Genomic DNA, 11,299 nt, shown 5'->3' on the forward strand with positions numbered 1-11,299 from the left:
GACAATTCCGCGTCACGCATCGGTGTTCAGCCCGGCGTCGGCCACCCGGGTGAACTCGGCGCGCAACGTCTCGACGTAGCGGGAGACCGACCTACGCGCGACGTCAGTGCCGGGGTAAGCGACCACCAGCTGCGTTTTGTCGTGCATGCGATTGACCCACATGCACACCGTCTCCGACAGCCTGTTATCGCCCCACACCCCGGCACGCAGACCGTCGAAGTAGTCGCCGAACGGCAACTTGCGAATATCGATGTACGACAGCATCGGGACCGGACGGTCCGGAACCTCGATGGGGCCCGACGATCCGTCCGGCGACTCGAGCAAGTGGTAGTACGGCACGGCACCCAGGGCCGTGTTTGCATCGAACGATGCCTGGGCGGCGCTGACGACCTCGTCGAACGAAGCGCCGGCGGTCGGAATTGCCAACGGGACAAAACTGGCCAACCATCCGACCGCGGTGGCGTGGGCGGGATCCCGCCGGTTGTCGAACGGGGTGAGGCCGAAATACGTTGCGGCGCCCGTCAACCGGTGCTCGGTCAGGGCGGCGCAGGCGAACACGCCACCGCTGAAACGCGCGCCCGCGGCGCGGCACGCCGCTTCGAACCGCCGTCCCTGGTCGTCATCGATCAGGTCGAACACGTCGATGGCCCCTGGGGTATCGGCGGCCGCCTCGCCAAGTTCCAGCGGAAATTTCGGCAGCGCCCCGTTGTTCGCCGCGAGAAAGGCTCGCCACGAACGGATCTCGGGTGATTCTTCGGTCAGGCCCCTGGTGTACGCATGCTGATTCGCGCTGTATTCGCGATGGCTGGCGGCGGGTGCCAGCGGACACTGTGCCTGCTGCAACGCGCTGAAATACATCGTCTGGATGTCGAGGAAGATCACCCCGGCCGACATACCGTCGGCACGCAGGTGGTCGACGGCGATCAGGACCGTGAACCGGTCATCACCCTGGATGACGCCGAAGGTGAAGCAGTCCCATTGCAGGGGATCGGGCGTGTCGAGCAGGAGTTTGCGGATCTGCGGTGGTCCCATCTTTCCGAGATCCGTTGGCGCCAAAGTGATGACCTCCGGCTCGGCAATGACGTAGCGAAGGACCTCGTCGTCGTCACCGAAGGCGAACCGGTCGTGGTAGGTGTCGTGCCGCCGCAGGTGCGCATTCACGGCGTAGGTCATCGCATCGATATCACAGACACCGCTGATTTCCCAGGCCCCAATGCACAACCGTGGGATATCACGACCCCGGCTGACCTGGCGTCGGTAGTATCGAAGATGCTGCGACTGCTGATAACTCACCGGCGCCGGATGGTATTGCGCTTCGGCAACACGCCGGTAGGTGGTCGCGGTGGGGTACCAGGATACGACGGTGCCCTCGGCCGTCCAGTCCTCAACCGTTCCCAAGAACATGCGCTACCTTTCGTCCGTCAGCTGGTGACGCCAGTTCGGATGACCTTAATGGCACAGCGCATGAGTTGCTGAACAAGTTGAGGACCCGAGGAGCCCCGTTACGCGGGCCTCCCGATCGCCGCACCGCCGGATGCGTCGACCAATGCGCGCGAGGGATTAAGTTCACCGTGATGTGAGTTGGCGGCCCGCATGTTGTCAAGCGGCGCAAAGTCATGACTCGCCGGCGCACCCGCGGCGCAATCATAGAATTCCCCTCTCGGGCCCGAGCAATCTCTCAGGAACTTCTGACAACCCATGGTGTGCCCGTGTGAGGTAGTCAAAGACAGGGAGCCCAATTAAATCGCGCGGTTAACACAGAACCGTTGGCCGAACAAGCATTTCTCTCGACGCGATGACCCAATCTGTCGATTCCCACCCACAGAGCGGCGCTGTCTCGGCATGGCCACCCGAGACGATGCTGGGCCTGCCGAAACGGCGCTTCGGTTACCATATCGTGATGTATGGCCGTATTGGAATAGTGTCAGCAAAACCTTTCTTGCACCGGTGAGTCGGGCAAACAATCACACGATCCGCATAAGTTCCCCGGCGCTGCATCACATGCTCCCGTTGATGCGAAGCCTCGCATGGGATTCGGGCCGATTCCCGACTCCGGCAGCAAACTGCGGCCAACCGGGAATCCGGTCAATAGGGGGCGCCGCGGGCTTCCTCACATCTGAGAACGCATCGTTCCCCTATGCCCCTCAAGGCATTCGACGAGCCCAGGCCCAGGTCGTTTTGGCAGCGCACTGACACTTTGACGGCTTTGACGCCGGGTTACGCGCAGACAAACAGCCGGGGATCATCGATGATGGTTCGGACACTCCCTCGTTCCCCTCCCGCGAGATTCGTACAGAAGGGACGTTGACGATGCCCGATGAGCTCCGGGGGCCGGCCAGGTTGTTCGATGCCCTGACCACCAAGGGCACCGCCTTCACCGAGGACGAGCGACGGCGATTGGGCCTGATGGGTCTGCTGCCGACGACCGTCAAGACCCTCGAGCAACAGGCCGAGCACTGCTGGCACGAATTCTCCACGCGCCGCGACGATCTCGACAAACACATCTATCTGCGGGAGTTGCAGGACCGCAACGAGACGTTGTTCTACCGGGTTTTGCTCGACCACATCCCCGAGGCTCTGCCGATCGTCTACACGCCCACGGTGGGGGAGGCCTGCCAGCGTTTCAGCGAGATCTACCGCCGGCCGCGGGGATTGTTCGTGTCCTACGCCGAGGGGGACTGCCTGGACGAGGTGCTCAACAATCGGCCCCAGCGCGAGGTCGACGTGATCGTGGTGACCGACGGGCAGCGGATCCTCGGCCTGGGCGATCAGGGCATCGGCGGCATGGGCATCCCGATCGGAAAGCTGTCCCTCTACACCCTCATTGGCGGCATCGACCCCGCTCGCACACTGCCGATCGTGCTCGATGTGGGAACCGACAACAGCGAGCTGCTTGATGACCCTCGGTACCTGGGATGGCGGCACCGACGCGTCGACGACGACGATTACTACGCGTTCATCGACAAGTTCGTCGCCGCGGTACGCAGGCAGCTACCCCATGTGCTGCTGCAGTGGGAGGACTTCGCGTCCACACATGCGCAGCCGATCCTCGCTCGCTACCGCGACGAACTCCTTACCTTCAATGACGACATCCAGGGGACCGCCGCCGTCACCCTTGGGGCGCTGCACGGTGCCGCCAAGGTCGCGGGACGCCCCCTGTCGCAGCAACAGGTTGTCATGCTCGGCGCCGGCTCGGCCGGCATCGGTGTGCTCGACATGATTCGCCGCCAAATGGTGAACGAGGGATTGTCCGAAGGCGCTGCCTCGGAGCGCATCTGGGTCGTCGACGTGGAAGGGCTGCTCACCGATGACCGCACCGATCTGTCCGCCGCGCAGCGCGGGTTTGCTCAGCCGGCCGCGCGGGTGGCGGGCTGGGGCGTGTCCGGGCGCGCCCGGCTCGCCGATGTCGTCCACCGTGTCGACGTCGGCGTGCTGCTCGGCTTGTCCACCGCCGCGGGCGCGTTCACCGAAGCGATCGTGCGGGAACTCGCGGGCAAGACCGACCGACCTATCATCTTCCCGCTGTCCAACCCGACGAGCCGGGCCGAGGCGCACCCGGCGGAGTTGGATCGGTGGACCGACGGGCGCGCCCTGATCGCCACCGGATCGCCCTTCGCGCCGCTGCGCCGCGACGGGCTGGAACGCCCTGTCGCCCAATGCAATAACGTCTATATTTTCCCCGCGATGGGTTTGGCCGTCACGGCGGCCCAGGCGACCCGGGTCACCGACGAGATGATGCGCGTCGCCGCGGAGACGTTGGGCGAGGCGTCGCCCGCCCTCACGGACCCCGACCGGCCGTTGCTGCCCGCGTGGTCGGACGTGCCCGATGTCGCCGTCCGCATCGCGCACGCGGTCGCCATGCAGGCCGTGGTGGACGGCGTCGCCCCGACGCGCAGCGACGCGGAGCTCGCCGACCGTATCGCCGAGGTGCGTTGGCGCCCGGAATATCCCACCGCCGCGAGTCAGTGAACACCGGCCGTCAGTAGACGTCGCGCACGTACCGGTGATTCTTGATCAGCTCGTTGACATAGGCGTGGGCGGCCTCGGCCTCCATCGCGCCGGCGTGGGCCACCAGCGCTCGCAACGCCTCGTCGACGTCCTTGGCCATTCGCTCGGCGTCGCCACACACATACACGTGCGCACCCTCTTCGAGCCAGCCGAAGATTTCCGCGGCGTTCTCCCACATGCGGTGCTGCACATACTGTTTCGTGGCATCCTCGTTTCCGTCGCGGGAGAACGCCAGGTCGAGTCGCGTGAGCACGCCCGATTCCCGGAAGCCGTGCAGTTCGTCGGCGTAGAGGAAGTCCAGCGCCCGATTCCGCGCGCCGAAGAACAGCCACGCCCGGCCCGGCGCCCCGGTCGCCTGCCGTTCCTGCAGAAAGCCGCGGAACGGCGCAATGCCGGTCCCCGGACCGACCATGATGATCGGGACGTCAGCGCCGGGCAGGCGGAAGGAGTGATTCGGTCGCAGGTGCACGCGTGCCGTCTCGCTGCGGTCGGCCAGGAAGGTCGAGGCCACCCCGCCATACCGGCGCCCACGGGCGGTGTACCGCACCGTCGCGACCGTCAAATGCGCGCGATCGGGATGGACCACCGGGCTCGACGCGATCGAATAGTCACGGAATTGCAAGGGACGCAAGGCGTCCACGAGTTCGTCCACACTGAGCTCGCCCAGCCTGATCAGGTCGAGCACGTCCCTGCCGTACAACCACGTGCCAGGCTTCGCGGTTCCGTCACCGGCGAGGGCGGCGACCGCGTCGGCATCCCCGGCGCGGGATGCCACCAGCGCCCGCAGCGCCCGCGACGGAGCCCGAATATCCAGGTGGTGGGCCAGCAGGACGCCGAGCGGCTCGTCGTAGCCGGCCACCGCATGGTCGGGGCCCGCATCGAGTTCGGCGAGCACTGCGTCGACCAAGTCGGGGTCGTTGGCGACATGCACCGCGATCGAATCGCCGGCGCTGTAGGCGATTCCGGCACCGGTGAGGTCCAACTCGTAGTGACGAACCTCCTTCTCCGAACCCGGCGCGCTGAGCAGCCGGTTCACGACTATCGGTGCCTCAAAACGCTGATGGTGATCCCGGCCCGGCGGGGGAGGAGCGGCCGTTGCCTCCTTGGCAACCGTCGCGACACGCGGTCCCGCATGAGCGCGGTCGGCGGCCAGCAGCTTGACCAGGTCGCCCGTCCACGCCGTCGCGAGTTGCTGGTAGGCGCCGTCCACATCGACACGCGCGGTCAGCCTGACCGCTCCCAGCGCTTCCAGGCGCTCGTCGAGGAGCCGGCCGGCATTGCAGAACAGTTCGTAACTGCTGTCGCCGAGCGCCAGCACGGCGAACTTCAAATGGTCGAGCCGGCCGGCGCTTTCGGCGCTGATCGCCTCCCAGAACAACGCGGCGCTGTCGGGGAACTCGCCGTCGCCGAACGTCGAGGTGACCACGATGAAATGGCTCGCCGATTGCAGGTCGGCGATTTCGACCTGGTTGAGTTCCACCGCTTCCGATTCGATGCCCATGGCTTCCTGGACGGCCTCGGCGAACGACATGGCCGCGTCTTCGGCGTTACCCATGTCGGTGCCGTAGCCCACGATCAGTGAAAACTTCGGTTGGGCGGTCATGGTCGCTTCCTCTGTGTGCGCGGACCTGTGTCGCTGACCGGGCGGGAGCGCCGCCCGACCCAGGGCTAGCGTAGGATAGCCTAACCTAACTGACACGGGAGGTTGCTCACATGCGCACCGCGATTCACCATCCGCTGATATCGGGGATGGACATCCGCCGGGAGCTTCCGGTGCATGAGTCCAGCCGTCGCCTGCGCGCACTCTTTCCCGGGTGTCCCTTGGTGTATGGCATCGCCGTGCTCGACGATGTCTCGCGACAGCGCTGGTGGCCTCTCGATTCACAGCGGACCGACACATTGCTGCAGGCGATGTTCGACGATGCCGCGAAAAACATCGGTCCCCACGCCGCCGCGCGGCAACTGGTGGCCAGCCTCATCCACGAGATCATCGGCCGGATGCTGCCGCTGGTGCTGCTGGAAGGAAGAGCCTGGGACGCCGGCCTGGAAAATCTCTGGCTGCACCGCGATCGCGACGGTGCAATTGATTGGGCCGCCGTGGTGGACCCCACGCTGCGCGTGCTGCCCGACGATCCCTGCGCGGCCGCGCGCAGTGGCGATGCCTTCGGGCGGCGCCCGCGCCGAGAGGGCGTGCTCACGCTGCCGAACGAAGCGGCACTGGCGATTTGGGTGGCGCATCGCTGCCACCGAAGCCTGTCACGGCTGTTCGACTCCGTGCACGCAATCAGCAACGGCGCCGTCGCGGTCACGGCGATGTGGCACATCGTGGGGTCGGCGATCATCGGGGTGGCCGCTCAGATCCCGCGCCCGGCGCCCGTGGACGACCATGTGATCACCCGCCGAAGCCAGGCCATCCTCGATGCGATGGTCGGATTCGGGCTGCCGGTACGCCGATCACGCCGCGCGACAGCGCCTTTGGTCGCCGCACACGCCGGCTCAATCTGACACGGGCGGTCCCGACGAATGCCGGAAGGCCGACGTCTTTGGTGGTCGATACCAACTTCGATGTTCCACTTGAACCACATACATACCGTGTGTATGTTAATACATACTGTATGTATGTGGAGGTGGGATCATGAGTGCCGTGCTCGAGGCCATAGCGGAAGAACGTAGGACCGTTTTGGAGCTTTGCTCGCAGATGCCGGATTCGATGTGGGCCAAGGACAGTGGATGTTCGGGTTGGTCGGTGCAAGATCTCGTGTCCCATATGGCGTGCAGCTTCTGGTTGGCGGTCGACCCATCGGCCCTGCCCGATCCCGGCGATTTGCCGGCCGAGCGCGCGGCGGACATCTATGTCGAGTCGCGACGCTCGATGACCCCCCAAGAGGTCGTGGCCGACTACGAATCGGTGAGCGCGCGGGGTCTAGAGGTGCTCGCCGCCGTCGAAGGTCAGGACGTCGACATTCCGATAGGCGATGTCGGCACCTATCCGGCGTCGGTCGTGCCGACAACCTTCGTCTTCGAAGCCTTCGTCCACATCCGGTACGACCTTTTTCCTCCGGATGGGCCGCTGCAAGGTGCACCGCCGCCCGTCGACCAGCTACGGCTCGCGCCCACCCTCGACTGGATCGAAGCGGCCCTGCCGCAGCAGAACACGAGTCTGCTCAACGAGTTACAGACAGGCGTGGAGCTTCGCCTCGACGGCCTGTGCCCTCGGATCCTCCGCATCGGCGACCACGACGATGTCGCCACGCACATCACGTCTGATTCGCAAGCTTTCGTGCGGTGGGTTACCCAGCGCGGTACCTGGGAAAGCTTGGGCGTTCAAGCCGAGGGGGATCCATCGACTCTGAACGTGATTCGCCGGCTCAGGGTGTTTTGAGTCCACCGCCGACCTCGACGCTACGCCGTCGGGCGGGACATCCCACGACCTCCGCGCGGTATGTATGAGAATGCACACGTGAGAGGCGGGGATTGATGGCGACGGGCGGTCGTCGCACACAGGCAGAGCGCGCGGCCGGCACGCGTGAAGCGCTGGTCGCTGCCGCCCGGCCGTTGTTTGCGTCGTTGGGGTTTGCCGACGCATCCCTGGAAACGATCGTTCGCAACGCGGGGGTGACCCGCGGCGCCCTGTATCACCATTTCGCCGACAAGACAGAGCTGTTCGCGGCGGTGTTCGAGCAGGTGGAGGGGGAGATGGCCGCCCGAATGGGAGACGCCGTCGCGGCTGCGGGGCACGGCGATCCCGTCGAGATCATGCGGCTGTGCGCCGCCCTGTGGTTGGACGCGTGCGCCGATCCCGAGATTCAACGCATCGTTTTGCTCGAGGCGCTGGCGGTGCTGGGATGGGAACGCTGGAGCGACATCGGGCACCGATACAACATTGGATTTGTCACGGCGCTGCTGACCGAGGCCATTGAGTCGGGCAGCATCCCGCGCCAGCCGATCGAGGCGACGGCCCTGACCATCATGGGGGCGCTGCGCGAAGCAACGCTCTACATCGCACGTGCGGACGATTACCACCAGGCGCGGGCGGACGCCGGCGTGGTGATGGACAGACTCCTTAGCGCGTTGCGCACCAACGCGATTGGCTAGTCTGTCGCCACGTGCGGCGGGTCGTAGACGACCGGGAAAACGAGTTCCCCGAACGAACGTTTGGCGGCCGCACGTGACCGCGGGCCTATCAACCGGCTTCACGTGGAGCGACGGCTGTCAACGGGCCCGGCCCCACATGGTATGTTCGCCCACGTGAACATCGGCGTGCGCGCGTATTGGCGCTTTATCGAGGCTCCGGGCGGAGCCGGCGATGAGGCGTCTGGTTGACGCACCCGCACGACTGAGACCCGGAGCCCAGCAGTGACCACACGGTCGCTGCTTTTCGCTTTTCAGGGCATCGGGAACCAGCGGGCGTGCCCTGGCAGCCAACACAGAAAGACACACCCACCATGTCCCTCACCGACGTCACCACAGCTGTCGACACGTCCGACCATCGGATCGTCTCGTTCCGAGAACTCTCGGCTCCGGCCGCGATCCGCACCGAACTGCCACTGACACCCGCGCGCGCCGAGCCCGTCCAGCGCGACCGCGACGAGGTGTCGGCAATCCTGGCCGGCCACGACGACCGCCTGCTCATCGTCGTCGGCCCCTGCTCGGTGCACGATCCCGTCGCGGCCCTCGACTACGCACGCCGGCTCTCCCCGCTTGCGACCCGGTACGCCGAACGGCTGAAGATCGTGATGCGGGTCTACTTCGAAAAGCCGCGCACCACCGTCGGGTGGAAGGGGCTCATCAACGACCCCGCCATGGACGGCAGCTTCGACGTGGAACGGGGGATCCGCACCGCACGAGGGTTGCTGCTCGACATCATCGACGTCGGCCTCCCGGTGGGCTGCGAATTCTTGGAGCCCACCAGCCCGCAGTACATCGCCGACGCCGTCGCCTGGGGCGCCATCGGCGCGCGGACCACCGAGTCGCAGGTGCACCGCCAGTTGGCATCGGGGCTGTCGATGCCGATCGGATTCAAGAACGGCACCGATGGCAACATCCAAGTCGCCATCGACGGCGTCAAAGCCGCGGCGGCGCCCCACAATTTCTTCGGAACCGACGACGTGGGCCGCGCGGCCGTCGTCGAGACCATGGGCAATCCCGACTGCCACGTGATCCTGCGGGGCGGTACCGCCGGCCCGAATTACGATGCGGCCTCGGTGGTCACGTCCATCGAACGGCTGCGCGGGGTCGGGCTTTCCGAGCTGGTCATGATCGACTGCTCACACGCCAACTCCGCCAAAGACCACGTGCGACAGGCCGAGGTCGCCGCCGAGGTGACCGCGCGCATCGCGGCGGGCGAGCGCGGCATCGCCGGCCTGATGCTGGAGAGCTTTTTGGTGGCCGGCGCCCAATCGCTCAGCGGCGAACTGACATACGGCCAATCCGTCACCGACGCCTGCATGGACTTCGCGACCACGGCGGAATTGCTGGCGAAGCTTTACGCGGCGATGGGTGATCGCGGGTAGGTGGCCCTGAGGCGGACAAGGCCGCGCCGAGTGTGGGGCCCAGGTACGGATTTCGTTCGGCCATATCCCACACACTCGGTGAACCCAGCGCCCTTGCAAACCAACTAGTGATCGCGGCTACCATACGCACGGGGTGGTGCTAGCGCGCCGAAATCTGGCCGGCGATCGCCTTTTTGTCGATCTTGCCGATCGGCGTGGTGGGCAGCGTGGTCATCGGAACCAAGACGTCGGGACGCGCGTGCGCGGCCACGCCACGCCCGTCGAGGTAGCCGTTAAGCTCCGCGAGCGATAGCTCAGGGCCGTCGAAAACGATTGCCGCACAGATCTTCTCGCCCAGATAAGGGTCGGGGAGCGCCACCGCGGCCGCCGAGAAGATCGCCGGGTGGCTGTGCATCTGCTCCTCGAGGTCCGCCGCGGAGATGGTTTCGCCGCCGCGGCAGATGACGTCTTTGACGCGGCCGGTGACCACGACGTAGCCGTCGTCGGTGATCCGGACCAGATCACCGCTGCGGAAGAAGCCTTGCGCGTCAAAGCAGCGCTCGTTGTCGCGCTCGGCGCGAAAGTAGCCGTTGAACGTGTAGGGTCCGCGGACCAGCAATTCGCCTTCCTCGCCGGGGGGCACGGGCTCGCCCGCCGCATTGACGACGCGCAGTTCGTCGGCGGCGGACAACGGCCGGCCCTGCGTGTGCTCGGTGACTTCGGGCGGATCGTCGGGGCGCGTGTAGTTCAGCAGCCCCTCGGCCATCCCGAACACCTGCTGCAGGCCCGGCGTCAAGGCGGTGCGCACCAGGCGGGCGTCCTCGGGCTCCAGCTTGGCGCCACCGACTTGTAAGAGCCGCAAGGTTTTTGGAGTCACCGTTTCCCACTCGCAGGCCTGCGCCCACAGTTTGGCCAGGGCCGGCACCAGGGCGGTGACCGTGACGCCATGGCGGTCGATGGCGGCGAAGGCCGCCTCGGGGCTGGGATCGGTGCCGAAGACGGTGGTGGCGCCCACCGTCATCGCGCCGAGCAGGCCGGGACAGGCGAGGGGAAAATTGTGTCCGGCCGACAGCACAGCCAGATAGACGTCATCGCAGGTGAGCCGGCAGAGTTCGGCGCTGGCCGTCGCGTTGAACACGTAATCGTCGTGGGTGCGGGGGATGAGCTTGGGTGTGCCCGTGGTCCCGCCGGAAACCAGAAGCAGCGCAGGCGATCCCGGGTCAGCCGAGGACGGCGGGCCGGGCGCCCGCTCGCACAACTGCGCCCACGAGGTGAACGGCCCCGGGTCGCCGTCGACGATGACGTGCCGCAGCGTTGGGTGTTCCTCGATGAGGCCGAGCGCCATCGTGCGATAGTCGAAACCCGCCGCGGTATCGGCGATCAACAGACCGGTGGCCGCGCTGACCGCGGCGAAATGCCCAAGCTCGGCGGCCCGGTGTCCCGGCAGGCACATCACCGGGACCGCCCCCGCCCGCAGCAACCCGAACAAGGCCACCGCGAACTGGCAGCTGTTCGGCAACTGCAGCAGCACCCGGTCGCCCGGCGCGATACCCAGTGCCCGCAGCCCGCCGGAGGCGCGGTTAGCCTGGTCGTCGAGGTCCGCATAACTGAAGCCGGTACCGGCCACGGCGTCGCGCACCGCGGTTCGATCGGGCCACTGCCGGGCCGCGTCGGTCAGGATCGTGTCCAGCGTCCGTCCCGCCCAATAGCCGGCCGCCCGGTAGGCGGCGGCGCGATCAGCGGGGAAGGGCACGAACCCGTCGAGGACTCCGGCCGGCGGCGTTGTGTTCGGGGTCATG

General features: G+C 66.4%; 8 protein-coding genes. 5 read left to right on the plus strand and 3 right to left on the minus strand.

Annotated elements, in window-relative coordinates; genetic code table 11:
• Positions 1–12: 12 nt before the first annotated feature.
• A complete protein-coding gene (locus W7S_RS09305; RefSeq protein ID WP_014711353.1) occupies positions 13–1,404 on the minus strand; it encodes a condensation domain-containing protein in 1,392 nt (463 codons plus the stop codon).
• A gap of 906 nt (positions 1,405–2,310) precedes the next feature.
• Here W7S_RS09305 and W7S_RS09310 point away from each other — a divergent pair.
• Entirely contained in the window at positions 2,311–3,969 is a 1,659-nt protein-coding gene (locus W7S_RS09310) for an NAD-dependent malic enzyme (protein ID WP_041297819.1), read from the plus strand.
• A 10-nt stretch (positions 3,970–3,979) separates the two neighbouring features.
• Here the strand turns inward: W7S_RS09310 and W7S_RS09315 are convergent, their stop codons facing one another.
• Positions 3,980–5,611 (minus strand): sulfite reductase flavoprotein subunit alpha, encoded by a 1,632-nt coding sequence (locus tag W7S_RS09315; RefSeq protein ID WP_014711355.1) that lies wholly within the window; start codon positions 5,609–5,611, stop codon positions 3,980–3,982.
• A gap of 110 nt (positions 5,612–5,721) precedes the next feature.
• On the opposite strand from W7S_RS09315, the gene W7S_RS09320 reads away from it, so the two are divergent.
• The 4 genes from W7S_RS09320 to W7S_RS09335 all read left to right on the plus strand — a co-directional run bounded on the left by W7S_RS09320 (position 5,722) and on the right by W7S_RS09335 (position 9,521).
• On the plus strand, positions 5,722–6,513 hold the full coding sequence (locus W7S_RS09320; protein ID WP_014711356.1) for a hypothetical protein: 792 nt from the start codon (positions 5,722–5,724) through the stop codon (positions 6,511–6,513).
• Positions 6,514–6,643: 130 nt separating this feature from the next.
• Positions 6,644–7,390: a maleylpyruvate isomerase family mycothiol-dependent enzyme gene (locus tag W7S_RS09325; RefSeq protein ID WP_072501263.1), complete on the plus strand. Its 747-nt coding sequence runs from the start codon at positions 6,644–6,646 to the stop codon at positions 7,388–7,390.
• Between the two features lie 95 nt (positions 7,391–7,485).
• Positions 7,486–8,103, plus strand: coding sequence for a TetR/AcrR family transcriptional regulator (locus W7S_RS09330; RefSeq protein ID WP_014711358.1), 618 nt, complete (start codon positions 7,486–7,488; stop codon positions 8,101–8,103).
• Positions 8,104–8,453: 350 nt separating this feature from the next.
• Entirely contained in the window at positions 8,454–9,521 is a 1,068-nt protein-coding gene (locus W7S_RS09335; RefSeq protein WP_014711359.1) for a 3-deoxy-7-phosphoheptulonate synthase, read from the plus strand.
• Positions 9,522–9,660: 139 nt separating this feature from the next.
• On the opposite strand, the gene W7S_RS09340 is transcribed toward W7S_RS09335, so the two are convergent.
• Complete coding sequence (locus tag W7S_RS09340) at positions 9,661–11,298, minus strand: (2,3-dihydroxybenzoyl)adenylate synthase (protein ID WP_014711360.1); 1,638 nt, start codon at positions 11,296–11,298, stop codon at positions 9,661–9,663.
• Position 11,299 lies beyond the last annotated feature (1 nt).

Origin of the sequence: Mycobacterium sp. MOTT36Y (assembly GCF_000262165.1) — a bacterium.
Taxonomy (GTDB): Bacteria; Actinomycetota; Actinomycetes; order Mycobacteriales; family Mycobacteriaceae; genus Mycobacterium; species Mycobacterium intracellulare.

Coding starts and splice junctions, on each gene's coding strand:
- W7S_RS09320 (WP_014711356.1), top strand. CDS start 5,722: ATGCGCACCGCGATTCACCATCCGCTGATATCGGGGATGGACATCCGC.
- W7S_RS09315 (WP_014711355.1), bottom strand. CDS start 5,611: ATGACCGCCCAACCGAAGTTTTCACTGATCGTGGGCTACGGCACCGAC.
- W7S_RS09325 (WP_072501263.1), top strand. CDS start 6,644: ATGAGTGCCGTGCTCGAGGCCATAGCGGAAGAACGTAGGACCGTTTTG.
- W7S_RS09310 (WP_041297819.1), top strand. CDS start 2,311: ATGCCCGATGAGCTCCGGGGGCCGGCCAGGTTGTTCGATGCCCTGACC.
- W7S_RS09335 (WP_014711359.1), top strand. CDS start 8,454: ATGTCCCTCACCGACGTCACCACAGCTGTCGACACGTCCGACCATCGG.
- W7S_RS09305 (WP_014711353.1), bottom strand. CDS start 1,404: ATGTTCTTGGGAACGGTTGAGGACTGGACGGCCGAGGGCACCGTCGTA.
- W7S_RS09340 (WP_014711360.1), bottom strand. CDS start 11,298: ATGACCCCGAACACAACGCCGCCGGCCGGAGTCCTCGACGGGTTCGTG.
- W7S_RS09330 (WP_014711358.1), top strand. CDS start 7,486: ATGGCGACGGGCGGTCGTCGCACACAGGCAGAGCGCGCGGCCGGCACG.